This is a genomic window from Colwellia sp. MB3u-45 (assembly GCF_014077005.1).
In the GTDB taxonomy this organism is placed as follows: Bacteria; Pseudomonadota; Gammaproteobacteria; order Enterobacterales; family Alteromonadaceae; genus Cognaticolwellia.
The window spans coordinates 397,269-424,003 of sequence record NZ_JACGVC010000049.1; the positions used below are offsets into that span (position 1 = coordinate 397,269).

Below are 26,735 nucleotides of genomic sequence, written 5' to 3' on the forward strand. Positions count from 1 at the left end.
GGCGTGATTAAACGCCGACCCTAACTTATCTTAAAGTACTTTAAAATAAGGTCAAATGCTAATAATCATAGCTTATTCTAAAGCCAATAGTACGAGGTCTTGTCGGTGAAACCCTATAAACATTATCGGCTGAACCTGCGGCAACTTGTCCAAGAGAGTCGGTAGCATTGTCAACAAAGAGCGTTGCTTTCCAGTCATCTTTGCCAATAGAGGCTGACAGGTTAACCTGAGTATAAGACGGTAACTCGACGCGATCAGCATCAACTAGACTATTAAAACGTGAGTCTGTCCATTTGAATACGCCTTGGAAAACAGCAGAGAAATCGCCGATTTCTTGATAGTAACGTCCGCCAATAACGCCTTCACTTTCTGGTGCGTAAGGCAGGTTTGACCCTACAGGTGTTATATTCACTAGCGTATTTGGAATATCGGTCAATTCTGAATCGATATAGCTCAATGAGCCAAAAAGGTCGACATTTTCGGTCGCCGCCCAATTAAGTTCAAATTCAAGACCATTGATTTCAGACGAGCCAACATTGTCAAAAAATGAGTTATTGGCGATACTAAGATCTAGAACACCTTGTTGCATATCACTGAAGTCAACATGATATATAGCGCCGTTAAAACGTAAGGTATTGTCAAGCCAAGCTGTTTTCCAGCCAAATTCAACACTGACAACAGTATCGGTATCAAAGGTCGCTGGAATGCCACCTGTGCCCGCTGAACGATTGAATCCACCGCCTCTAAAGCCTTCTGAATACGTGCCATAAAACATCGCGTCAGCATTCATTTTCCAGCGTATATTGGCTTTGTAAATAGTTCCTGATATCGTTGCAGGAGTCAAACCAGCCAGTCTTGAATCGACATTTGTTCCGTTAGCAGCTTCTGGTCCAGATGCTCTTTGGCCATTAGACGAATGTCCCATCAAGCCCATTTCAATCTCGTAGTGACGAGCACCTACGGTTACGGTGACATCGTCAGTAACATCGTAAGCAAGTTCACCAAATACCGATAGCTCTTCACGATCTGTTTGGTAATCATTGAAGTAGGTTACGCCAGGAGGTCGAGCACTACCATCTGTATTAGTAAAAGCGCCCGGTATCGGAAAGTTTGGTGAGAAACCTGCGGCAATAGACCCTGCATAGTTGAAGTCGGTTAAGGTGTTAAGTTGCTGATCATCATAGAAAACACCACCAATCGCTCGAAAACGATCTTCCGCATTGGTTGCCACACGAATTTCGTGCACAACACGCTCTGTTTCGAATTGTTCAGAAGTCGTCATCACAGGACTAAAACATTCATCATAACCTGGGTAACTACAAGTGTAGTAAGGAACATATGGGCCTATTTCAATATAAGCCGTATAATCAGTATTACCTTGGAACGTTCGGTTGGTGAACGAGCCGTTATAGATAACTTCAAGTCCGCCAAGCATACCATTTAGCGTCCATTGTGTGAGGTCGACCTTATCATCACCTTCAGTGGGAGAGAAAGTCGAAGCATTCAAGTCATCTTCAGTACTAATAGACGGGTCGTATTCGAAAGAGCCTTCAGTATCAAGCTGTTGGTTTGTGTGTTGTATTAACAAATCCCAATCGTTATCGATTTGCCATAATGCACTAACTCTCATGCCTCTATGTGTCGCTTCATTGTAATCATCTTTTGCAAGCGTAGCGTTACTTACCACTTGTCGAGATGAAGGAACGCCGCCACCTAATCCTGGATTAGTCAATGGTAATTGAGTCGTGCTAAGGGCATTATCAATAAAGCCAGCATCAGTAGAATTATAAGCCGCAATTCGTAGTGCAAATGTATCGTCTACAATGGGAATATTAAGATAACCCTCAGTTTTATTACTGATGCCACCACTCTTAGTAGATGACATACCTACCTCACCACCTGCCCTGAATTCGTCCAATACCGGTTTATTGGTAATAAGACGTACAGTACCTGCCTGTGAACTAGCGCCAAATAATGTACCTTGAGGACCTTTTAAAACTTCAATGCGTTGTAGATCAACTGCATATAAATCTATATTACGACCAGGCGTGGTGATTGGTGCTTCATCGAGATAAAAGGCAACACTTGGCTCGCCGCCAATGCCAGCAAGTCTGACATCAGAACGACCCGCGGATACACCACGGATATATGTTTCTTGTTTACCGGGCCCTTGACCTTCAGAGCTAACACCTGGTAGCAATGCAATGTAGTCTTCAAAGCTATCAATGCCTAGTTCTTGAAGTTTTGCTCCACTCATTGCCTGTACAGCGAGCGGTACAGTTTGTTGGTTCTCTGCTCTTCGAGTTGAAGTAACAACGATAGTTTCGACCTGACGTTCAGTCTCAACTTTTTTGTCTTCTACTGTACTATTTTCTTGAGCTTGTACTGTGCCATTGCTCAATGCCAGAGCGATCGCCATAGTCAATGCTGTTTTAGCGGGTCGGTTTATTTGATACATGTATATCCTCGTTGATTATCTTCGTTGATTATCTTACTGCGACTTAGCCAATTTTAATTGCTACTAAGTAAATTAATATCTTAATTGTGAAGCAAAGCGCTTATCAACAGCGACATCCTTTTGCCTCTTAGCGACAAACCGTTAACAATAATTAGAAAACGGCTGTAGCCTAGAAGTTATCTGGTTTATAACTTCATTATTTAATATGGCAGAAATTTTGACGCTGTAGCATACTACAATATTTAAAATATTACTGGATATAGAGGAAATAAACAGTAATCTTCGGTGAAAAGGGTCTATTTAGAAGAAGTTGTTTTTTGAACCACCCGCCAATATTACTTAGGCGGATGGCGTTAAAATGTTTATAAACATTAAGCAATTGACGTGATCAGCGCTTAATTAACACTTCCCCTGACTTTGCCGCTTTATATTCTGCATGCATAAATGCCCAAACAGATATAATACCAACCGCTGAAATCAATATAAGCATATTCATAAAACTAGACCAACCGCCCGCACTATCAGCCAATCTTCCACCAATAAAAGCAAATGTTGCACTGGCCGCAAAGCCAAAAGCATCAATAAAGCTCACTAGTTTTGCGCTATGGGGGCCACCATATTCGATGGAAAATATTGACATAGGTAAGTAATAAGCGGGAGAAATTGAAAAAGCGAATAAGAAAATTGCACTCAAAGCCACCATGTAGTTCACCTCAACACTGAGATTAAACCAAGATAAATATTTCAAGGTCAGTACACTCAATAAACTCAGCGTCATGGCTATAGTTAAAACTGTCCGGATGCCCTTTTTGGAAAAACGGTCGTAAAATGCGATCGACGCTAACAGTCCGGCTAAAGAACCGACGGGAAATATAGTAGAGGCCATTGCTGCCTGTGAGGGCGATAATTGGTAAGTTTCCATAAGATAGACCGCAACAAAATCTAAAAAGGCCATCATACAAGTAAGCATCATTAGCATGAGCACGACCAACCAGACTCTAGGGCTTTTAACAAATGCCAGCATACCCGCCAGCATACTTGTGCCTTGAAGGGGGTGATTATATTTGTTATCAATCGCCTGTTTTGATGCTTTCGCCAACTCTATACCTTCGGCACTAGTGTCGGTATTATCACCTTCATTTTCTCTGAAAAAATTTGGGTTTTCAGGTTTTTCTTTCAGGAAAAAATAACAACCAATAAATATAACCAAGGCAAAAGCCGCAGCGATGAAGCCTACTGAACGCCAATGCATAAAGCTCAACAACCAACCAAAAAATAAAGTCGCCAACACCACACTAAATCTAGAACTGGTAGAGATAATACTCCACACCCGTCCGTAATGATGAGGGTGATACCATTCTCCAACCAGTTTAGTCATACCTGGCCAGCCTGAAGACTTTGTGCAGTAAAGCAAGAATGAAAAGACAGTAAAAGCCATTACATTAGGCGAAAGTCCAAAGGCGATAACAAACAGTGCGGTAAGAAAAATTCCAATTAAAAAAGTAAAGCGCCCACCAATCACATCAGCAAGAGGCCCCCAGATGAGTTTACCCACAAGTGCACCTAGGGTGCCATAAGCCGCGAAGTCTCCAATATTTGTTTTTGTTAAGCCTAAGGTATCATCGGCAAGCATGGCAGGACTTAGAATAGTAATCATTTGACGGCAGATCATCATGGCAGCATAACCAAGATACATGGCGATAATAATGTTTAATTGCTTTGGGGGTCGGATAGACATAATTTCTCTGTGAACTGTTGCAATATAGTTGACGGGGCTGCTATAGAACTAGGGTTCAATTGGGGGTTAATTGTTATTATTATTGTTTAGACGAGACTATGTTGCTCAGTAGCTTACGTCAAATTAACGCATAAACAGTCAGCATTGAATGATACTAGACTTAAGTAAAATAAGGAAATTTCTGTCAGTACTATTTCTATTAGTCAGATTTTGGTAAAAAAACTTAAATTTTTAGTATCAATAATGTTAAAAATATTGTCATCGGTAGTCATAAATTCAAATGGCGTAAATGAAAATAGCGGTTAAATTTTTATGGAGGTGTTCAAGAGGTAGTATTGAAGGCTTATGCTAATAGTCATGATACAAGTATTAGTGAACTTATCCGTAATGAACTTGTGCGTGGTAAATTTAAACAAGGGTTTAAGCCGTTAAAAGCATAAGAATCTTGAAAAAATCTAAATATTAATACAAAACATCAAGTCTAGTTAGCAACTATTACAGAGAGGTAGTTAAAAATATTTGTATAGAAGATATTGGCAAGGATTTGATTATATTGGGAAAAAATTTAATTACTATAGAATTTTTTTAATTTACTCAACAGAACGTAAAGTAAAAAGATGGTACCCGAGGCCGGACTTGAACCGGCACACTCTTACAAGCGAGGGATTTTAAATCCCTTGTGTCTACCAATTCCACCACTCGGGCATCGAGAGTTTTTTTTATAGTAGAGATTGGGACCCTACTTTGACAGTAATAACTGTCATATTTGGAGCGGCTGACGAGACTCGAACTCGTGACATTCACGTTGGCAACGTGATGCTCTACCAGCTGAGCTACAGCCGCTTCGGTATTCTACAATACATCCAACTGATATAATCAGTAATGGTACCCGAGGCCGGACTTGAACCGGCACACTCTTACAAGCGAGGGATTTTAAATCCCTTGTGTCTACCAATTCCACCACTCGGGCATCGAGAGTATTTTTTATAGTAGAGATTGGGACCCTACTTTGACAGTAATAACTGTCAGATTTGGAGCGGCTGACGAGACTCGAACTCGTGACATTCACGTTGGCAACGTGATGCTCTACCAGCTGAGCTACAGCCGCTTCATGGTCTTAATTTATAACCAGTAAACTTATAACTAGCAAACTAAGATTTTTAACACGTTTAAAATTTGGAGCGGCTGACGAGACTCGAACTCGTGACATTCACGTTGGCAACGTGATGCTCTACCAGCTGAGCTACAGCCGCTTCATTATTTTAAACTTTCCCGTACATACGCCAATATGTATTAATTCTTACTGCACAAATGAAATGGTACCCGAGGCCGGACTTGAACCGGCACACTCTTACAAGCGAGGGATTTTAAATCCCTTGTGTCTACCAATTCCACCACTCGGGCAATGTGGAGGCGGGTCCCGGAGTCGAACCGAGGTACACGGATTTGCAATCCGCTGCATAGCCACTCTGCCAACCCGCCACTTACATTAAAACTATTTTCATTTACTACCCTTAAGGTAGTATTCCCTGTACATTCTCTTAAAGAGAAATTGGAGCGGCTGACGAGACTCGAACTCGTGACATTCACGTTGGCAACGTGATGCTCTACCAGCTGAGCTACAGCCGCTTCATGTGCTGACTCCCTGTCAACTGGAAACGCATTCTACATTGAAAAACTTATGAGTCAACCCTTTAATATCAATTTTATTTTGACTGCTCAAAAAGCGACTAATGTGGTGTTTTTTTAACTAAAAACAAGCTATTTAACACTAATTAATCTTAGTTAACTCTGGCCAAGCCGCTTTGAAATAAATCACCATAGACCAAAAAGTAAGCACAGTGGCAATGGCATAAAAACTAAAAGCGGCAAAAAGTAATATTTCATGCGGAAATTCAAACAAAATTAATGGGATATCATAAGTTGGATACCAAATTAATCCCATAATACCTAACATTTGTGTGGCCGTTTTATATTTACCCATTTGTGAAACAGCGATTATTTCTCTTTTACCTCGTGAAGACATAAACTCACGTAAAGCACTAATAAATATTTCGCGCGCGATCATTAATATCGCTGATATTGATATCCACCACACTTGTAAGTCTTGAATCAAAATTACCAGAGCAGCAACCACCATTAACTTATCAGCAACGGGGTCAATAAAAGCACCAAAGGCAGACGACTGATTAAGTTTTCTTGCTAAGTAGCCATCAAGCGCATCACTCACAGCGGCAAACCAAAAAACAACAAAGGCACCAAAATGATTCCACGACACGGGCAAATAAAACACCACGATAAAAACCGGGATTAAAACAATTCTAAATAAAGTAATTTGGTTGGGGATTGTCCACATAATATGTCTTATATTCTTATCGTTAACTAATTAAAATTGTATCGAAGTAAAAGACATTTTACACAGATTGTGAGTTAATTGTCATGCAAGGCGTCATAAATATTTTCTGCCAATACTTTACTGATACCCGGCACTTTTTCTAGCGCGGTTCTGTCTGCCTTTAATACTTCTTGTAAGCCCCCTAAATATTGTAAAAGCGCTTGTCTTTTTTTAGCCCCTATTCCTGGAATATCTTCTAATGTAGATTTTTTACTAGCTTTTTGTCGTTTTGCTCTGTGGCCCGTGATGGCAAACCGATGCGACTCATCTCGTATATGTTGTACAAGGTGCAGTGCCGGTGACGTAGCAGGTAATGATATTAATTGATGACTACCAGCTAATATTAAGGTTTCTAGCCCAGGTTTTCTTGACTCACCTTTCGCAACCCCGACCAATAACGGAGTTTTTACTTTATCTACGCCGGCAAAAAATTCTTCCGCTTTTGCCAACTGCCCTTTACCACCATCGATAAAAATAATGTCTGGCATTTTTTCTTCACTGGTGACTTTGCTATAGCGTTTGTCTAAAGCAAATGCCATAGCGGCATAGTCATCACCTGGCGTAATGCCATACACGTTGTAACGTCGATAATCACTTTTTAATGGCCCTTCTTGATTAAACACCACATTTGACGCGACGGTTTGTTGTCCCATAGTATGGCTAATATCAAAACATTCAATGCGTGATATGCCATTGGTTAGCTCAAACACTTCATTTAATGCGACAAATCTTGCCTGCATTGATTCTTTATGAGAGTTTCTCGTCATTAAAGCTGTTGCAGCATTAGTGCAAGCTAATTTAAGGTATTGCGCGCGCTCGGTGCGAACATTGTGTGATATTTTTACTTCATGCTCTGCTTGGGCGCTAATGACCTGAACGATGTCTTGCTGGTTATCAATGGCCTCAGGGATAATAATTTCTTTTGGGATAGCCCCTAAGTTAAGTTCATTACCAATATAATGTTGGCTAATAAAAGCCGCCATTATTTCCGCATCGCTGGTATCAACGGGCACAGTTGGAAAATAACTTTTACTGCCTAATATTTTATGTTCTCGAACAAATAATAAGTGGATACAAGCTTGCGACTTATGACGATGAAGCCCGATAACATCCATTTCCGCGGCAGAGCCACTGACAAACTGTTGCTGCTGAACTTTTCTTAAGGTCGCAATTTGATCTCGGTATTTTGCCGCATGTTCAAAATTGAGCGTTTTACTGGCGTTTTCCATATTCTCTACTAGGTGCTCAATCACAATCGAACTTTTGCCTTTGAGAAACAATTTGGCTAACTGCACTTGCTTTTGATAATCCGTTGGCGATATTTTATCTACACAAGGTGCTGAACATCGGCCCAATTGGTGCTGTAAGCATGGCCGACTTCGGGCCCGATAGTAGCTGTCTTCACACTGTCTAAGTGGAAAAATCTTTTGCATTAAGCGCAAACTCTCCCAGACAGCACCTACCGTTGGATATGGACCAAAGTAATCACCTTTAACTTTTTTACCGCCACGGTGTAAACCTAATTTTGGATGTTTGTGGTCAGTGATCAGTAAATAGGGATAGGTTTTATCGTCGCGCAGTAAAATATTATATTTTGGTTGATACTTTTTAATATAATTATTTTCGAGGATCAGCGCTTCGCCTTCCGTATGGGTTACGGTAACGTCAATAGCAGAAATTTGTTTAACCAGTGCGCGAGTTTTATTACTGCCCACATCTTTGCGAAAATAACTCGCTAAACGTTTTTTTAGTTGCTTCGCTTTACCAACATAGATCACCGTTTGGGCTATGTTGTACATGCGATAAACGCCAGCTTGTTCAGAAACGGCCGCTAGGAAGGCTTTATGATCAAATGAGCTTTCATCATTTGATAAAATTTTATCAGACAATGCTATAGCACTTCAGTTTTTAACATACCATGGCGAATAGCCAAATGCGTTAGCTCAACGTCATTACCGACATTAAGCTTATCAAACATACGATAGCGGTAGCTATTAATGGTTTTAGTACTTAGCACTAATTGTTGTGAGATATCAGGTACTTTTTCGCCACGCGTGATCATTAACATGATTTGCAATTCACGTTCAGACAAACTACTAAAAGGATTTTCATCTGGGGATTTGAATTGGCTTAACGCCATTTGCTGGGCAATCTCGGGTGTTATATAACGTTGGCCGCTATGAACAGCACGAATCGCATTGATCATTTCATCAGGACCGGCACCTTTGGTTAAATAGCCTGCCGCGCCAATCTGCATAACTTTTGTCGGAATGGGGTCAGTGCAATAAACGGTTAACACAATAACTTTTACATCAGGCGCATAACGAATAATTTTTTTTGTTGCCTCTAAGCCGCCAATGCCTGGCATGTTCATGTCCATAAGGACAACATTAGGCTCGACTTTACGACAAAATTGTACGGCTTCCTCGCCTGTTTTAGCTTCACCAATCACCTTAAGTCCTTTTACTTCGTCTAGGATTTTTCGTATTCCAGTACGAACCAACTCATGGTCATCAACTAACAAAACATTTATCAACGTAGAATTACCTTATTTATCACTTTATAAAAAGCAGCAGAATTAATAAAAAGAATATAGCGAATTGGTCTCTAACACAATATAAATTCTTGCTTTTTCTCTAATTCATTTCCTTAATCAAGGTCGTTTAAGTCATTATTACAGCTCGTTTTTATTTAGCCAGTTATTTAACAAGTGAATTTGGCCATTTTTATATGCCGCATAAGTCAAACGCACTGCATTACTTAAAATGATACTGTCATTCCATTTTGTTTGCTCGGCAATTAGTTCGTAACATTTTTGTGCTTCTGGTGTCAGATAACCGCGCATTTCTTTTTTACCGCGATCTTTTTGCCGTTCACGATAACGTTTTTGTTTTTCCGCATTAGTTAATGCTTTCTTTTTTATATTCATCAATACCTTACCTATTAAAAGTTTAAAACCTTAGTAGTTATGTATAACCAATTCTTACAAAATATTGTGAATTTGTTAAGTCATATATAAATTTATTTAACTGTTCGGAGTTGTTTAGCGTACAAGTGTTAGCTAAAGTATGGTCTTTGAAATTATTAATAAACGTAAGTGATGACATGGAACAACAAAATTCGTTCTCAAAAGAAGACCTAGTAAAAGCAGGTACTGGTGAAATGTTTGGCCCTGGCAACAGCCAGTTACCATCTGACAATATGTTAATGATGGATAGAATTGTTAGCATTAATGATGATGGCGGCGAACATGGCAAAGGCGAAATTATCGCTGAATTAGACATAAATCCAGATCTTTGGTTTTTTGATTGTCATTTTAAAGGTGACCCTGTTATGCCGGGTTGTCTTGGCTTAGATGCAATGTGGCAATTAACAGGTTTTTTCTTAGCATGGTCAGGTGGTCCAGGTCATGGTAGAGCTTTGGGTGTAGGTGAAGTTAAATTTACTGGCCAAATTTTGCCAACAGCGAAAAAAGTCACTTATAAGATTACCTTAAAACGCGTTATTAAGCGTAAATTATTTATGGGTATTGCTGACGGTACGGTTTCTGTTGATGGTCGTGTTATCTACACAGCGAAAGATTTAAAAGTGGGCTTGTTTACCGATACTACTAAGTTTTAATCACTATTTAACTAAGTGTTATCAGTAACATCGTCCTGAACATAAAAAGCCAGCAATTACGCTGGCTTTTGTTTATCTTTTTTCACAAAACGTTAATTTTATAAATTAACTATTTGCGATACGCGCATCAACCACGGCAATAGCTTGATCAATTCTAGCCAAAACTTTTTGCTGATCTAACAATGCTAAGGTAATGTCTAATGAGGGTGAATTGCCACCACCTGTGGCAGCAACACGTAAAGGCATGCCCACTTTACCCATGCCTACTTCAAGCTCTGTTGCTGTGTCGTTAATCGCAGCATGAATGGGTGCAGCTGACCAATCAGTCAAAGCCGCTAATTTCTCTTTTACTAACAACAGAGGTGCTTTTACTACCGGGCGTAAATGTTTTTTCACCGCACCCGCATCAAGTTCAGTAAAATCTTCATAAAAGTATCGGCTAATTTGTGCCATTTCTTTTAATGTTTTTACTCGGTCCGCTTGTATTTTTACAATTTCTTCAAGGGCTGGGCCATTTTCAACATTGATACCCTGCTCTTTCATATGCCACGCAAGATGAGAGGCAACATAAACCGGATCGAGTGTTTTCATGTAATGCTGATTAACCCAGATAAGTTTGTCAGTATTAAAGCCTGAAGCTGCTCGGTTACAGTCCTTAAGATCAAATAACTCAATCATTTCTTCACGAGAAAAAATTTCTTTATCACCATGTGACCAGCCTAAACGCACTAAATAATTCAATAGTGCTTCTGGCAAGAAACCGTCATCACGATATTGCATTACACTTACAGCGCCATGACGTTTTGACAAACGTTTACCGTCATCACCTAATATCATCGGGATATGGGCATATTCAGGTACGGTTGCACCTAATGCTTTTAAGATATTAATTTGTTTTGGCGTATTGCTGATGTGGTCATCACCGCGAACTACATGTGATACTTTCATATCCCAGTCATCAACAACAACTGTTAAGTTATAAGTGGGTGTACCATCTGAGCGAGCAATGATTAAATCATCCAGTTGCTCATTACTAATAGTAATATCGCCTTTAACCATATCTTTAATAACAACATCGCCGCCTAATGGATTTTTAAAACGAATCGCATAAGGCTTATCTGTTGGATAATCGGTGCGTTCACGCCATAAACCATTGTATTTCTCAATTTCACCTTTCTCTTTCGCTTCTGCACGCATAGCATCAACTTCTTCAGCAGTGCTGTAACAACGATAAGCGTTACCAGAAGTGAGTAGTTGCTCAATCACTTCTTTGTAGCGATCAAAGCGTTGAGTTTGAAAATAAGGCCCATGAGTCCATGGTAGGTTTAACCAATTCATGCCGTCCATAATGGCGTCAACGGATGCCTGTGTTGAACGCTCTAAATCCGTGTCTTCTATTCTAAGAATAAAGTCACCACCATTTTTTTGCGCATAGAGCCAACTATATAAAGCAGTACGAGCACCACCAACATGTAAATATCCCGTAGGGCTAGGGGCGAATCGAGTTGTTAAAGTCATAAAAGTCTCAATGAAATATTTATTTGCGTAAGTCAGCAAATAAAACAAAGGTTATTAAAAAAGTTGCGCCATTTTATCAGGCAAGTGCATGAAATACACCTTTTAGCGCGTTAAATTTCCTGACGACCTGAGACAACAAATAAAAATAAAGTTCACAAAACCATCAGTCTGTCCAAATTTAAAGCATTCAAGCTCAATAGTGAAAATAAATATAAATAATTACTGAGTTTTGGTTGACAGCTTTTATGATCTCCCTATAATACGCCCCCACAGAGAAGGACGATTAGCTCAGTTGGGAGAGCACCGCCCTTACAAGGCGGGGGTCACTGGTTCAAGCCCAGTATCGTCCACCACTTCATTAGAAGTGAGGTAGACAATTTAGCGTTGGGAAAGAAATAAGGTCAACACCTTCTACTCTTTATCACCCGCGCCGAATCACTGGTTCAGATCAGTATCGTCCACCATCTTCTCTGTTAGTACTGTATAAATATTATATTTAAATAGTATGTGTAAATTTATATCGGACGATTAGCTCAGTTGGGAGAGCACCGCCCTTACAAGGCGGGGGTCACTGGTTCAAGCCCAGTATCGTCCACCACTTCTTTTACCATAAAGAAGCAAAACTAAAATGGACGATTAGCTCAGTTGGGAGAGCACCGCCCTTACAAGGCGGGGGTCACTGGTTCAAGCCCAGTATCGTCCACCACTTCTTTTGCCATAAAGAAGTAAAACTTAAATGGACGATTAGCTCAGTTGGGAGAGCACCGCCCTTACAAGGCGGGGGTCACTGGTTCAAGCCCAGTATCGTCCACCATCTTTATTTCCAGTTAAAATTTCCATACCATTAATATTCCTCTTAAAGTAAAACTAAAAGCACCTTCACATCTTTATTATCCGCGCCAAATCACTAGTTCAAGCACAGTATCGTCCACCATCTTTATTGCTTATTTAATTTCCTTATTATTAATATAAATAAGAAATTAAAGTCATATCTGCTCTTTTAAATTATCACCTTCATCGTTAGCCAGATGGCTCAAGAAAGACTTTAGGCTGATATTCAGCTATCGACACAAAGTGATTGATCGATCAAAAACATGTGTATTTTCTAGCTTTAGTGCTAATGCATACTATTAATTTCTTTTACAAATTCGCCAGAGTTTTCTAAAAATCAATCTAGATGAAAAAACTAAGTTTGCTCTCTGCTGGCTAATATCGCTTTTACGCCATCTAGATAAGCGTCATATTTTTTCCAGTTACCCACTGAACTATTATTAATTGGACTACGAACTTGCATTGCACTGGCTGTAGCGACAGGCGCAGAATTTTGCTCAATATCAACACATTGCTCTTGCCAAGAAAGATTACAAAATTCAATCAGCTGCTTGGCTTCATTTACTGGGTCATTAACCAACTTCTCATAATTAATAAAATAAAAATTTTCTGGAAAAAGTGCTAACCATAAAGCCGCTAACTGTTTAAATAGTAAATAAAATTCTGTGGTGCTTTCTAAATCATATGAATAACTATAATAGGATTGATTAACCGCAAAAAGCTGTCGAAAATTACTAACAATGGTATCCAGTGGATTTCTATCTAAGCAGACAATTTTAGCTTTTGGTAATGCTTTTAAAATAAAGCCAACATAAAGTACATTTAATGGCATTTTATCAACAAATTTTGCTGTTTTACCGGTTATTGCCCGTGTACTTTCAATATAATCTTCGCCTAACTTGGCAAAATTTATATTTTCTGTCGCTGCTATTGTTTCTGCATCAATCACACGCTTACTGGTGGTTTTAGCCATTTTTTTAAGTAGCAAACCAAAGTGCTGCAATTCACCTGCACTTGTTACTTCGCTGTGCTGTGAAATAATTCGTTCAACCAGCGTTGTGCCTGATCTTGGCATACCAACGACAAATATTGGCTCATCAGTGTCGAAACCTTGAACCTTTGAACTATCAACATTTTTAAAGTGACTTTCAAGACGGCTAAACAGCGCTTTATCTTCATCAAAATGGTAGTTAAATTGTTTGAGTTTACATTTTTTTGCCGTATCTAAGTAGAAAAATGCTTTATCAAAATCTTTCAATGCTTCATATTCTCGGGCAAGAGCATGGCCTATATATAAGCTGTCGTCTGCATGTTGCGTTTGTGAAAACAATTGTTCAAGTAGAGGTATATGGTTTGATGTTGCCGATATGCCGCCTAAACCCGTTAACGCGGCATGAGCTTTGTAATGATTTGGAGCCATTGCGATAGTTTTTTCATAGGCTTTTTTAGCGCCGTCAAAATCACCAACAAACTTGAGTGCTGCGCCTAAATTAAAGAAATAATTAGGATTTTTATCGTTAATGGCTACGGCTTGTTGAAAAAAAATCACCGCTTTTTCGTGTAAGCCAATTTTACTATAGGCCACACCAAGCGTATCTAGCGTTAATGATGATTTTGAGGCAAGTTGAGCCGTAAGTTCAGCAAAGTACACCGCCTGCACATGATTATTTTCCAGTGCATAGTGCTTGGCCAGTTGTGATAAGTATTCGGCATTGTTAGGAGCAAGCTTGTTGGCCTGTTCAATTAGCTCAATAGCTTTAAGAAAATTATGATGCGCACTAGCAATCATGGCTAGCAAAAAATAAGCATCCGAAAAATATTTATCTTGTTGTAAAATAGCGATTAGTTTTTGATGGGCTTGTTGATACAAACCTTGATTTAAAGCTTGTTGCGCCTGCTGATGCAATATTTTTGTTGTGTTAGACATACTTCAACTACTCAAATTTAGTTATTTTAAATCACACTTGTTGATATACTTTGCCAGCTTTTATCACAAAAAAATATCTACAAGGGTATTAATTCTTTCTATTGGATTATCATTAACCACAATAATATCCACAAAATTTCCCGTTTTTATTTATGCCACTTTTTTTACCCATTTAATCATCGCGCACTGTTAATAAATCACTGCTTGCATCGCTTGTAATGGTGTCATAACAAACTGTGTTATACAGTTTAAAGCTTCGGCGTTGGCGTTATGGGGATAAATCGCTGAAAAAAATGCTAAAAAGGCACAGTATCATTTAAACGTTTAACTGATACTGTGCCTTTGTTTTTTTATACTTTTGATTTAAGTAAAAATTATACTTAAATCATTACAAATCGAATAAATATTCGAAACGTACTCCTACTTTGCGTGGAGTGATTAAGTAATGTCCATAGTTACGCTGAAGACTCGCATCGTTCGAGTTCATCACAGGAAACTTTGCTAAGCCAATATCACCTTGATCACGACGTACCGAGCTATAGGCATATTTATCAAACATATTATCCACGTATAAGGTTACCGACCAAGAACCTTCTGTTAATTTTGCTGACACATTACTTATCGCATAGCCGGCTAAAGCCTCACCATCTGCGCGTAAACCGACCTTAGAGTAAACATCACTTTGATAAGTTAAGCCGTAATTGATATCTAAACCTGTGCGACCAAAAATCTCGGTAGAATAGCTTGCGCCTAATGAAAACTGCTGTTCAGGTGAGCCGGGTAAACGATCACCATTTTTACCATCATAAAAACTTTGCTCTACACCTGCATCAAGCTGATCTTCACTTAAGACTTGAAATAGAAAAGGGGCGTCACTGGTTAATTCTGCATTGGTATAAGCGTAAGTAGCATAGGCGGTAATATTATCACTCAGCATGGCGCGAGTTGATATTTCAACCCCTTTTGATTCTGCTGCTGCGGCATTGCTGGTAATAGGTTGCTGACCATAAAAAGTAGCACCCGCGACTTGAGCATTGTCCCACTCAACCATAAATACCGCGGCATTAAAATGTAATTGGTTACTCCACCAAGTACTCTTAAAACCTAATTCATAGTTAGTTGTAGTATCTGCTTCGTAAAGAGCTTCATCGGGTAAGGCACAAACATTTTGAAAGCCCGATTCTTCGACGTCATCAGGGCAGGCAGCAACACCATTAGAGCCACCAATTCTGAAGCCTTCACTTAACGTGGCATAAGCCATCACATCATCACTAAATTGATAACTGGCATTAACTTTCAATAAGTTGCCATCACCATCAGCAGGCGGAGTGCTTTCAAGATCTAAATTGATTTCACTTGCTGCATAATTATCAAATAAGGTGTTATACAAAGGTAAGTCTACTGCTGAAGACGAGTTAACTTCATAGTCATAAAAACGAGCACCAATCATCAGCGTTAATTGATCGGTTACGCTATAAGTTAACTCACCAAACAAAGCTGATTCAGTGATGTCAGTATTACCCACCGAAATATACTCTAATGAATCAGGACGTAATTGATTGCCACCCCAGTTATCAACAGCATATTGATCGAAGCCAGGCGCATATTCACGGCTATCACCAAAACTTTCGAATTGGTTGTAATAAGCACCTACAATCCAAGAAAGTGCTGAATCTCCTGTCGATACTAAACGAATTTCTTGGGTAAAGTTTTCAGCTTCATCCACTTCTCGAGTAAAAGTGGAAAAACCTGGAAATTCTTCATAGCTGTAATCTAAACGGATAAGTAAGTCGGTTTGATCACGTTGCCCCAGTGCTTCAAATTCTGAATAACCGGTAGCAGAAGTCAGTTCAGCAAAACCTAAATCAAGGGTGATTTCTAAACTCAGTAAAGTGTCTTCTTTTTCTCTTGGTTCTTGATAGCGATAACCTGAGTCATATTCTCCTATAACTGTCGTTAAAGGATTTGTCTCGCTTAAGCTACTGTTATGAACAATAGAGCGACCGCCAATGTCTTGTTTTTGATAAAAATACGACAAAGTTGCATCAAAAACTTCATTCGGCTGCCAGCGGATCATCGCTTTAGCTGTACTGGTTTTTTCATCGTTAGCATCTTTCACCTGTTTTAGGTTAGCGTTAACTGCATCAGCATCTGACCAATCTGGATCAGGTAATGAAACACCTCCCTCGCGCACCACATAATTGTAATCAATATAGCCAGGTTCATTTAAATAATTAAAGGCAAAACGCACGGCTAATTCATCTTGAATTAATGGCGTGTTAAAAACAAAACCTGCTTCACCACCGGTATCATCACTTTCAGATAAAGTGAAAATGTCACCATAGAGCGAACCCGAGGTTACATCAAGCACAGGTTTATTCGGTAAATAGCGAATAGCGCCACCTAAAGTGCCTGCACCATATAAGGTCCCTTGTGGACCAATTAATATTTCAACTCGTTCAACATCAATGAGTTTCATGTCAACGACTAGGGGAATTTCACCAATGTAAGTGGCCACAGTGCCACCATCAGAGCCAGGGCCTGATGAGTTAGTATTTAAACCGCGGACAACAATCGGAGAGCCCGTACGACCCCCTTGATCAGCAACACTTAAACCTGGTACCCAACGAGCAACATCTGATAATTGTGTAATGTTTTGATCTTTCATCACATCACTATCAAGTGCGGTGATATTTAAAGGAGCCTCTTGCACAGTCGATGCACGACGTGAGGCCGTAACTTGAATGCGTTCAATGCCTTCAACAGCAAGTTTTCCGGCAACTGCTTCAGCGTAACTATAGGTGGTTACAGATAATGCGGAACTGAGTGCTAAACATAAAACAGATTTTTTAAAGGTTTGCGAATTTTTTACATACATGGGTGGGTTCTCTTCCTCAGAGTTATTTATATAGCTTGTTACTATTTTTATATTGAATTTTTTATATTGAATTTTTTATATTAAGTGTTTTTATGATTGGTTTTTATTCGTTCAAATCTCGTTATTCATAAGTTATAAAGCGTTACAATTAATGCTTTGACAAAAATTAACCACCAAACTTATCAAATGAAAATATCGTTTAAAATGAAAAAACCTAATATTTTAATGTCTTACAGAATTTAGGCATCAAAAAAGCGGACAACAGCCCGCTTGTTTACATTAATAAATGCAATAATACTTTAATTTAACCATTAATGCATTTATTGCCGCTGTGGTTAATGCTGGCGAAATAATGGTTACTAATGAGGTTTTATCCTATTATCTAGGCATTGATAATTGACGAGACTCTAGTTATTAACTTTACTTGCCGTTCTCGCTAATACGACAACGACATCACAAAACAACTAAGATATAATCAGTTTTTTCGTTAACTACAAGAATAGACTTTACATGCCTTCAAACTTTCCACTTATTGATGTTTCTATACAACCTATTGAACTTTGCAAATTATTAAAAATAGCGAATATGGTCAGTGGTGGCGGTGAAGCTAAAATAGTGATCAGTGAGGGATATGTGCTATTGAATAACGAAGTAGAATTTCAAAAGCGCAAAAAAGTTTATCACGCTGATATTATAGAATTTAACAGTGAAATTATTCAGGTTAATGTGGTTAAACTAGGTAAAGACGAATTACCCCTAACAACAAAAAAACAAGCAGAGGCGACCTTAACTAAACAGAACGCGTTTAAAAAAGCTAAAAAGAAAAAATCCAGTAATAATGACAAAGCACAAAGTGTTCAAGTCACTGACAAGCCTCGCTCAAAGCGTAAACCAATTTCTTTTTAATTTCGCTTAGTATGCGATTGTCGCAAGTAAGCGTGTAAACTGAACCTAGTCTGTTAAATTGACTACATAAAGTTGACTACATAAATTCCATCCTACAGGTAATATTGTGCCTATAAACGGCTTTACTCATTCAAGTACTTAGCGCAAAACGCTATAACTTAATTTTATATCTGTTGGTCGCCAAAAATTTAGCAAGCCGAACTGTATTAAACAACTGAATGCATTGATTACCTTTAAACAAGCTAAATTTTTTTGATAACCTGAGTTAAATTACTCAAAAAAAAGCAATAATACCTAAGTATTATTGCTTTTATAATAAATTGGCTATGTGCCAATTTATTAGTCAGTTATTAGTCAGTTATTAGTCAGTTATTAGAATCTTACGTTAACACCGGCAAATGCTCTACGACCAACTAAGTCATAAATAGCGTTTGCTGTATAGCCTGGCGCTAATTTGTCTGTTAGGTTTCGAATACCGGCACTTACTGATACGTTATCATTTACTAGGTAATTAAATGATACGTCATGTGTCGTTATAGAGCCAATGTACGCAGGAGATGTATCTTCTGCTGTATCGCCAGTAGGAGAAATATCTAACGTAAAACTACGCTCGATAAAACGAGTTGACCAGCTTACAACTAAATCATCAATTTCATAATCTAAACCAAAGCGCAGTTGAAGTCCTGGATCACCTACTTCACCATCTTCAACGTTTATTTCGTCTGGGCGGTCTTGGAATTCAAATTGTTCCAACTCTAGTAACTTACTCACCATTAGGGTGGTTTTTAACTCACCAGGAAGCTCAAAAGCGCCTAGATCTGTAGTGTATCTAAATACAGCTTCAACACCTTTAGTGTTTAACGCCGCAGCATTTAAATAACCAGAACGAACAAGTTCAATGTCATTTGTTGTTGGGTTACGATCAATTTGACTACAGAAACCAGCATCTGGGCTGCCGGTCGCATCTACACAGTTATCAGCAACATTTTGTGCTGCAACGAATGTAATGGCATCAGTGATTTCAATATCATAATAATCAACTGTAACAGAGAAGTCCTCAACAAACGAAGGAGTCCAAACAAAACCAGCAGTCATAGACTCTGAGTCTTCCGATTGTAAATCAGGGTTACCGCCTGAAAGTAGATCTACCGATACATTATCGTTTGCTTGGAAATCAGCAGGAACACCTAAAGCAGCACAGTTTCCTGCGCGATCTGGATCATCTGAAATATTATCAGCATCACATGGATCGCTTACACGCGCAAAACCAGGAGAAACTGGATCAAATGCTTCTGCGATATTTGGAGCACGTACCGCTTCACCAATTGTACCGCGAATACGTAAATCTTCGAATGGTGCATACATTAAACCAACTTTCCATGCTTCTGCTTTACCAGCATGAGAATAGTCAGCGGTACGAAACGCTGCATCTACAGTGAGTTCATGTGCGAATTTCATACCAGCAAGTAGAGGTAAACTTACTTCAACAAAAAATTCACTTACATCGTATTCACCGTATGAGTCTGGTGAAGCAGCACTCGTTAAAAAACCGCGCTGAGTGAATTCATCAGTAACTGACTCTGAAGATTCTTCTCGGTATTCAAAGCCCGCAGCAAAACCGATACCACCACCTTGTAATTTTATAAATTCTGCTGAATCAAACGAGATTACACCACCAACAAATTCTTGTTTGATAATATCCGATCTCGTTACATCTGCAGATACATAGTCACGAGCTTCTTGTGAAGCACTTTGACCAAATGGGTTGTAAGCAACACAATTATTACCATTTACAGAGGCTGGATCTTGGTAATCATCACCTTGAGCACTAGCTACTTGGCTACGACAAGCTGCTAGGCCAGTATCAGGATCGATTACTGAGTCAACAGCTGCAACAAAGTTATCCGGTATTAAGTCATTAAGTATTTTACGTACGTTAGTTGTTTCACCGTTAACGTAATATAATTCCCAATCCATGGCAGTGTTACTAACTGAAAACTGCCCTTCAAAACCTGCTGTATATCTAAATAAGTCACGGCGGTTAGCTGCAGAGCGGTTACCAAGCTCATCAAAAAACTTCGCCATACCTACATTAGTTTGACCCGCGTCTAATAATGTTTGACGCAAACCCGCATCTAGAAAGGCATTCTCTTCTACATCAATAGCAATGCTACCAAATCTAAATGAAGGCTGAAATTGTTGTACTACATCAGAACGAACGTATTTAAAATCACTGTTAAAAGAAATATTATCGGTAAGATCAAATCTTAATGTTGAACCTACGTTAATCTTCTTAACACCTGGTGAATAGTTTTCGTAATCTTCACCATTGAAACAGTACTGACAACCATCAGGAAAGTTACCAAATGCAAAGCTGTTACTAAATTCACGATCTGTTTGAACTATAGGGGAACCTGCATTGTCGAAAACAAAACGTCCCGCAGCACCGCCAAAAGGGTTAATAACACCATTTGCATGGATCATTTCTGATGATACGTTACGTCTTCTAAGTTTATCAGGAATACCGTCATCTTCGCCGCCGTCATCTGGGTTTATTACTGTACCCCAACCTTCAAATTGGCGAATATCTGCAGACATCACCTCACCAACACGCTCAATACCAGTAAAGAATGTTAAGTTACCTTTACCATCAGCAAAGTCTGTACCCGCTAAAATATTGAAAGTGTGATTTCTGTCATTCACACCTTCAGTAGATTTTGTTCCGGTTAAGTTTGCCGAAAAACCTTCAAAATCTTTTTTCAATATAACGTTAATTACACCCGAAACAGCATCTGAGCCGTAAATAGCAGAAGCGCCACCCGTGATAATTTCAACTCGTTGAATAAGCGCCGCAGGAATTGTTGATAAATCAACCGTCGATTCTCCAGGAGTACCAGCTACATGACGTTTACCATCGATTAAAACTAATGTTCTAGCTGACCCCAGACGACGTAAATCTGCAGAGCTTGTTCCTGCAGCTGCATTACTATTATTGTTACCGATTAAAGTGTCTGTTGAACCAATAGCTGGCAATTCACTTAAAATACTACCTAAGTCTGGTGAACCAAACTTAGCGATATCTTTAGCGTCAAGTACGATAATTGGCGTTGGTTGGGAAAGCTCTGAACGAGCAATACGTGAACCTGTAACCGCAATACGCTCTACTTCACTCACTGCTTGCTCTTGCTCTTCAAAAGCTACAGCAGGCATGGTAATTATGCTACCAAAAATAGCTAGTGAAATAGCTTTTTTTATTTTTGTAAATTCTCTCATAGTTCTCTCTTAGGTTTAAAAAACTAACCTTCAAATTTATTAGTGTATTTAGATGAAGGACTAAAAAATATTAATATAAATCAGCATGAAACTGATGATTTATATTGAACTCGCTAGCGATACTAACATCAGAATTAACACTTTTAAAACCTTTAATTACAATTTAATGACAAAAAAATTACAAATTATGACCTCACCTATTTACAACAAACTAACACTGGTACTCTAAGTCACATTTGATAAAAAAATATCAATTAATGAGTTACTCAGCATATAAAAATCAAGCAGTTAAGTAATTGAAAATTATTTAACTGCTTGATTTATTAGGAATTATTCTGCTCATTATATTCCATGGTAGGATTACTGATTAAATCGCTTAAATTAATTCCATGAGTCACCCATGCCAAAAGTACGACCTTTTACCTTGTTAACCTTGTTTTTTGCTCTACCTACTGTGATTTTTCAAGTAATAGCCAAAGCCAGTGAGCACAGCCAACTACCCCAAGCCGTTAGTAATAATGCCGTTGCGCAAGTGAAAATTAATAATAAAGACTACATTATTTCGTTTTCCGGACTAGCAAACGGCAAAGGCTACCAAGATGTTCATAATCGCAGCTTTGTTTATAATGTGACTAAAAATCAATGGCGTGAGAAATCTGCTGTACCAATACAAGAAACAGTCAATGGCTTGATTGGTCGCTTAGCAAGTGTTGCTACGGCCATTAATGAGGTAGCTTATGTTTTTGGTGGTTATACCCTTGCTAAAAATCATAGTGAAGTGTCGGTGCCTGACGTTTATGCTTATCATGTTTTAGAAGATCACTATCAAGCATTAACCCCTATGCCCGTACCCGTTGATGACAGTATTGCGCTGCCTTATCAAAGCCGTTATATCTACTTAATCAGTGGTTGGCATAATGACGGTAACGTTAATTTAGTGCAATTGTATGATACAAAAACCAACCAATGGCAGCAGGCATCACCCTTTCCAGGTAAAGCGGTATTTGGCCAAGCCGGTGGTATTATTGATAATAAAATACTGGTTTGCGATGGTGTTGGCATTGATGTTCACTTTAATAAACGTCGAAGCTATGCAGCACAAAGCGCCTGCTATCGCGGGGAAATAAACCCGCAAAGTCCAAGTGAAATTTCGTGGTTTAAAGTCAAACACCCAACGGGGCAGTCACGATACCGTATGGCGGCAAAAGGCACGATAAATATCACATCGAACACAAAAGAAATTGTTTTTATTGGTGGTAGTAATAATCCTTATAATTACAACGGCATAGGTTATAACGGCGAACCATCAAAGCCAAGCAATGAAGTCTGGCGCTATAATCTCGACACAGATAAATGGCAAGTTACCTATAGCAAAACCGCCACTATGGACCATCGTGGCCTGTTAGAACTCAACGGAAAATTACTGACCATTGGCGGTATGGGCGAAAACCAACAAGTACTTAAGAGTATTAACTACTATTAATCTTCATTTATAGGCAAATTTTATCTATTGGCGCGATTTAAACCTTTTGTGGCTGAAACTGCCCTGCTAGAATAAGCGTCATATTTTATACTTGTTTATTAATGGAATTTTTTCTCAATGCGTACAAGCCAATATTTACTTTCAACTTTGAAAGAAACCCCTGCTAGTGCTGAAGTTATCAGTCATCAATTAATGTTACGTGCTGGTTTAGTGCGTAATGTCGCATCAGGTTTATATACTTGGTTGCCGACAGGCTTAAAGGTACTTCGTAAAGTTGAAAACATTGTGCGTGAAGAAATGGAACGAGCTGGCGCATTAGAAGTACTAATGCCTATGGTTCAGCCGGCTGACTTATGGGAAGAGTCGGGACGCTGGGAAGATTACGGCCCAGAATTATTACGTTTAAATGACCGCCATAATCGTGCTTTTGTTTTAGGCCCAACGCATGAAGAAGTGATCACTAAGCTGGTTAGTAACGAAATTAGTAGTTATAAACAACTGCCATTAAACTTGTTTCAAATTCAAACAAAATTCCGTGATGAAATTCGTCCTCGTTTTGGCGTAATGCGTGGCCGTGAATTTTTAATGAAAGATGCTTACTCTTTTCATTTAGGCGAAGAGTGTTTGAAGAAAACATATCAGGCGATGTTTGATGCCTATTGTCGTATTTTCGACCGTTTAGGCCTAGATTACCGCCCAGTTATTGCTGATACTGGCTCTATTGGTGGTGAAGCGTCGCATGAATTTCACGTTTTAGCCGACTCAGGCGAAGATGACATCGCCTTTAGTGATGTTAGCGATTTCGCTGCTAATGTTGAAAAAGCAGAAGCGCTAGCGCCAACGGGTGAACGACCTGCAGCAACACAAAGTTTAGCAAAGGTTTCAACCCCTGACGTGCGTACAATAGAAGATCTTGCCAAGTGCTTATCTGTTGATGCCAGCCATACGGTTAAAACATTATTGATTGCTGGTGTAGCGACAAAAGAAAATAAAGCCCCTATTGTTGCTTTAGTCTTGCGCGGCGATCATCAGTTAAATGAAGTTAAAGCTGAAAATTTAGCACAAATCGCCTCGCCATTAACTTTTGCTACTGACGAACAAATTTTAGCCTCCGCTGGTTGCAATGCGGGCTCAATTGGTCCGGTTGGTTTAAGTATTGAGGTTATTGTTGACCGAAGTGCAGCGCATTTAGCTGACTTTGTTTGTGGCGCAAATACAAATGACATGCATTTAACCGGCGTAAACTGGGAGCGTGACGCACAGAACTACAGCGTTGCCGACTTACGTAGTGTAGTAGCGGGTGACCCTAGCCCTTGTGGTCAAGGTAGCATTGTTATTAAACGTGGTATTGAAGTAGGTCATATTTTCCAACTGGGTGAAAAGTACGCTCAAACAATGAACTGTGGCGTATTAACGGAAAATGGTAAAAACCAAATTTTGACTATGGGCTGTTACGGTATTGGCGTTTCACGCATTGTTGCCGCTGCCATTGAACAAAACCACGATAAATATGGTATTAAATGGCCGGCAGCGATTGCACCTTATCAAGTTGCCATTGTACCAATGAACATGGCAAAATCAGCTCGTGTTAAAGAAACTGCTGAAGCCTTATACCAACAATTACAAACCGCTGGTATAGAAGTTATATTTGATGATCGCAAAGAGCGCCCTGGCGTTATGTTTGCCGATCATGAATTAATTGGCACACCATTATTGCTTATTATTGGTGAGCGTAATCTCGACAACCAAGAAATTGAAGTAAAAAATCGTATTACTGGTGATAAGTCTCTGTTGGCAATAAGCGATGTTATGTCATTGTTTGCCTAATCACGGCTCTTTGCAAGTTTGGTCCTAAAGGTCAAACCAAGCTAAATATAATAACGGCTTTGCAGTTTGTGCACAGCCGTTTTTTTATCTCATTTTTTATCTCATTATGTTACATACTATGCCACAAACAATGGCAGCTATCCCATCCCAATAAAGCACTCGGTCAACCTATTGGCTAATTCTCCTGAGTAAAACTTATTATACCAAGTTGAATAAATGGTTGAACAATCAATCATAATAACAAGATGATATAGTTATTAGCGATTTATTATAAAAAAGTTGCAAGTAACTGTTTCAAAGTTAAGCAATATTAGCAACAATGGACGTAAGCAAATTAATGAAATACCACTGGCATTAAGTTTGTGAACTTGTTGTGTGCAAGGAAATAAATTAAGGTACGGCGCTCGGTTAACCCATCACGAGCTATTGGGGTAGGACACAGGTTTTTAGTGCCAGACAACACCTAACCACTCACATATATGTGAGCAGTACCTTAAGCTATTTTTAACTAGCAAAAGTGGGTAATAACTGAATGAAATTATTATGAAATACGCTCACACAATGACTCTAGCTTTATGCTTAGCTTAATTTTCTTTTAACGATGACGATAACGTTAATTCACTTTTATCATTTATAAGACTGCCATTATGAAAACTATCACCAAATCTTCAAAATTAAAAAACGTCTACTACGAAATTCGTGGACAAGTTGCCGCAGAAGCCAAACGTTTAGAAGATGAAGGCTATAAAATTTTAAAACTTAATATTGGCAACCCTGCTCCCTTTGGCTTTGAAGCCCCTGATGATATTTTAAAAGATGTTATTCGTAACCTGCCAACAGCCCAGGGTTACTGTGAGTCAAAAGGTATCTACCCTGCACGAGTAGCAATAATGCAGTATTTTCAACAACAAGGCATTTTAGATGTCAGTGTTGACGATATTTATATCGGTAACGGCGTCAGCGAACTCATTGTTATGGCGATGCAAGGCTTGTTAGATAATGGTGATGAAGTGCTCATTCCAGCACCTGATTACCCATTATGGACTGCAGCTGTTGCTCTGTCTGGCGGCAAACCTGTGCATTATCGTTGTGATGAAGAAAACCAGTGGTTTCCAGATCTGGAGGATATCGCCAGCAAAATATCGTCAAAAACCAAAGCTCTTGTTTTGATCAACCCTAATAATCCTACGGGTGCAGTTTATAGCGAAGAAGTGCTTCAGGGTATTATCACACTTGCGCGTGAACATAACTTGATCATATTCAGTGATGAAATATACGATAAGATTCTTTATGACCAAGCACAACATATTCCAACCGCAAGATTAGCAAACGATGTTTTAATCATTACTATGGGTGGTTTGTCTAAAAACTATCGTATCGCTGGCTTTCGTGCCGGTTGGATGGTGATTACTGGCCCTAAAATTCATGCCGAAGATTATTTAAAAGGCTTAGATATTCTCTCTTCAATGCGCTTGTGTGCCAATGTGCCTGCCCAACATGCGATTCAAACCGCACTCGGTGGCTATCAAAGCATTAATGAACTAATTAAAAATGATGGCCGTTTATTAAAACAGCGCAACCTTGCACATAAAATGATCAATGAAATTGATGGTTTGTCATGTAACCCAGCTATGGGCGCTTTATATTTGTTTGTTAAAGTAGACCAAGAAAAATTTAACATCCATGATGATGAAAAAATGGTTTTAGACTTACTCAAGCAAGAGAAAATACTCTTGGTACACGGTCGCGCCTTTAATATTAAGCAAGACAATTACTTTCGCTTAGTGTTTCTACCGCATGTGGACGAATTAAAACCTGCATTGGAAAAACTAGCCAAATTTTTCCGTACTTACCGTCAGTCAACCAGTGAATAAGGTTAT

Annotated in this window: 15 protein-coding genes and 12 tRNA genes; 9 read left to right on the forward strand and 18 right to left on the reverse strand. The window is 39.0% G+C overall.

From position 1 onward, the window contains the following. Positions 1-58: 58 nt before the first annotated feature. From H4J41_RS12700 to H4J41_RS12765, 14 genes are all read right to left on the reverse strand, one after another. Entirely contained in the window at positions 59-2,458 is a 2,400-nt protein-coding gene (locus H4J41_RS12700; RefSeq protein ID WP_182137739.1) for a TonB-dependent receptor, read from the reverse strand. A 388-nt stretch (positions 2,459-2,846) separates the two neighbouring features. Then, complete coding sequence (locus H4J41_RS12705) at positions 2,847-4,196, reverse strand: MFS transporter (RefSeq protein ID WP_182137738.1); 1,350 nt, start codon at positions 4,194-4,196, stop codon at positions 2,847-2,849. 618 nt (positions 4,197-4,814) lie between these two features. Further along, positions 4,815-4,901 (reverse strand) — tRNA-Leu (locus H4J41_RS12710). A gap of 62 nt (positions 4,902-4,963) precedes the next feature. Further along, positions 4,964-5,039, reverse strand: a tRNA-Gly gene (locus tag H4J41_RS12715). A gap of 40 nt (positions 5,040-5,079) precedes the next feature. Further along, a tRNA-Leu gene (locus H4J41_RS12720) sits at positions 5,080-5,166 on the reverse strand. A gap of 62 nt (positions 5,167-5,228) precedes the next feature. Beyond that, positions 5,229-5,304 (reverse strand) — tRNA-Gly (locus H4J41_RS12725). Positions 5,305-5,373: 69 nt separating this feature from the next. Further along, a tRNA-Gly gene (locus tag H4J41_RS12730) sits at positions 5,374-5,449 on the reverse strand. A gap of 64 nt (positions 5,450-5,513) precedes the next feature. Continuing rightward, a tRNA-Leu gene (locus H4J41_RS12735) sits at positions 5,514-5,600 on the reverse strand. A gap of 4 nt (positions 5,601-5,604) precedes the next feature. Beyond that, positions 5,605-5,678: transfer RNA gene (locus H4J41_RS12740), tRNA-Cys, on the reverse strand. Between the two features lie 71 nt (positions 5,679-5,749). Beyond that, positions 5,750-5,825, reverse strand: a tRNA-Gly gene (locus H4J41_RS12745). Between the two features lie 142 nt (positions 5,826-5,967). After that, positions 5,968-6,552, reverse strand: a complete 585-nt coding sequence (gene pgsA, locus H4J41_RS12750; protein WP_182137737.1) for a CDP-diacylglycerol--glycerol-3-phosphate 3-phosphatidyltransferase — start codon at positions 6,550-6,552, stop codon at positions 5,968-5,970. 74 nt (positions 6,553-6,626) lie between these two features. Beyond that, positions 6,627-8,480, reverse strand: coding sequence for an excinuclease ABC subunit UvrC (uvrC, locus tag H4J41_RS12755; protein ID WP_259364556.1), 1,854 nt, complete (start codon positions 8,478-8,480; stop codon positions 6,627-6,629). A gap of 2 nt (positions 8,481-8,482) precedes the next feature. Continuing rightward, entirely contained in the window at positions 8,483-9,127 is a 645-nt protein-coding gene (gene uvrY, locus H4J41_RS12760) for a UvrY/SirA/GacA family response regulator transcription factor (protein ID WP_182137736.1), read from the reverse strand. 138 nt (positions 9,128-9,265) lie between these two features. Further along, positions 9,266-9,520 (reverse strand): hypothetical protein, encoded by a 255-nt coding sequence (locus H4J41_RS12765; protein ID WP_182137735.1) that lies wholly within the window; start codon positions 9,518-9,520, stop codon positions 9,266-9,268. A 176-nt stretch (positions 9,521-9,696) separates the two neighbouring features. Here H4J41_RS12765 and fabA point away from each other — a divergent pair, with 176 nt between their 5' ends. Beyond that, complete coding sequence (gene fabA, locus H4J41_RS12770; protein WP_182137993.1) at positions 9,697-10,212, forward strand: 3-hydroxyacyl-[acyl-carrier-protein] dehydratase FabA; 516 nt, start codon at positions 9,697-9,699, stop codon at positions 10,210-10,212. Positions 10,213-10,317: 105 nt separating this feature from the next. Here the strand turns inward: fabA and gltX are convergent, their stop codons facing one another. After that, entirely contained in the window at positions 10,318-11,730 is a 1,413-nt protein-coding gene (gene gltX / locus H4J41_RS12775; protein ID WP_182137734.1) for a glutamate--tRNA ligase, read from the reverse strand. A gap of 277 nt (positions 11,731-12,007) precedes the next feature. Between gltX and H4J41_RS12780 the strand changes: the two genes are divergently transcribed. From H4J41_RS12780 to H4J41_RS12795, 4 genes are all read left to right on the forward strand, one after another. Next, positions 12,008-12,083 (forward strand) — tRNA-Val (locus tag H4J41_RS12780). Between the two features lie 169 nt (positions 12,084-12,252). Beyond that, a tRNA-Val gene (locus H4J41_RS12785) sits at positions 12,253-12,328 on the forward strand. Between the two features lie 32 nt (positions 12,329-12,360). After that, a tRNA-Val gene (locus H4J41_RS12790) sits at positions 12,361-12,436 on the forward strand. A 32-nt stretch (positions 12,437-12,468) separates the two neighbouring features. Next, positions 12,469-12,544, forward strand: a tRNA-Val gene (locus tag H4J41_RS12795). Between the two features lie 372 nt (positions 12,545-12,916). Here H4J41_RS12795 and H4J41_RS12800 read toward each other — a convergent pair. Next, positions 12,917-14,488 carry a sulfotransferase gene (locus H4J41_RS12800; RefSeq protein WP_182137732.1) on the reverse strand — a complete coding sequence of 524 codons (1,572 nt, stop codon included), beginning with the start codon at positions 14,486-14,488 and terminating at the stop codon, positions 12,917-12,919. A gap of 388 nt (positions 14,489-14,876) precedes the next feature. Then, a complete protein-coding gene (locus H4J41_RS12805; RefSeq protein ID WP_182137730.1) occupies positions 14,877-17,366 on the reverse strand; it encodes a TonB-dependent receptor in 2,490 nt (829 codons plus the stop codon). 510 nt (positions 17,367-17,876) lie between these two features. Between H4J41_RS12805 and H4J41_RS12810 the strand changes: the two genes are divergently transcribed. After that, entirely contained in the window at positions 17,877-18,272 is a 396-nt protein-coding gene (locus H4J41_RS12810) for an RNA-binding S4 domain-containing protein (protein ID WP_182137729.1), read from the forward strand. A gap of 372 nt (positions 18,273-18,644) precedes the next feature. On the opposite strand, the gene H4J41_RS12815 is transcribed toward H4J41_RS12810, so the two are convergent. Further along, on the reverse strand, positions 18,645-21,545 hold the full coding sequence (locus tag H4J41_RS12815) for a TonB-dependent receptor domain-containing protein (protein ID WP_182137727.1): 2,901 nt from the start codon (positions 21,543-21,545) through the stop codon (positions 18,645-18,647). Positions 21,546-21,945: 400 nt separating this feature from the next. On the opposite strand from H4J41_RS12815, the gene H4J41_RS12820 reads away from it, so the two are divergent. The 3 genes from H4J41_RS12820 (at position 21,946) to H4J41_RS12830 (ending at position 26,729) form a co-directional block, all read left to right on the forward strand. Next, positions 21,946-23,028: a kelch repeat-containing protein gene (locus tag H4J41_RS12820; protein ID WP_220461009.1), complete on the forward strand. Its 1,083-nt coding sequence runs from the start codon at positions 21,946-21,948 to the stop codon at positions 23,026-23,028. Between the two features lie 117 nt (positions 23,029-23,145). Continuing rightward, complete coding sequence (locus H4J41_RS12825; RefSeq protein WP_182137726.1) at positions 23,146-24,855, forward strand: proline--tRNA ligase; 1,710 nt, start codon at positions 23,146-23,148, stop codon at positions 24,853-24,855. Positions 24,856-25,502: 647 nt separating this feature from the next. After that, positions 25,503-26,729: a pyridoxal phosphate-dependent aminotransferase gene (locus H4J41_RS12830; RefSeq protein WP_182137724.1), complete on the forward strand. Its 1,227-nt coding sequence runs from the start codon at positions 25,503-25,505 to the stop codon at positions 26,727-26,729. Positions 26,730-26,735 lie beyond the last annotated feature (6 nt).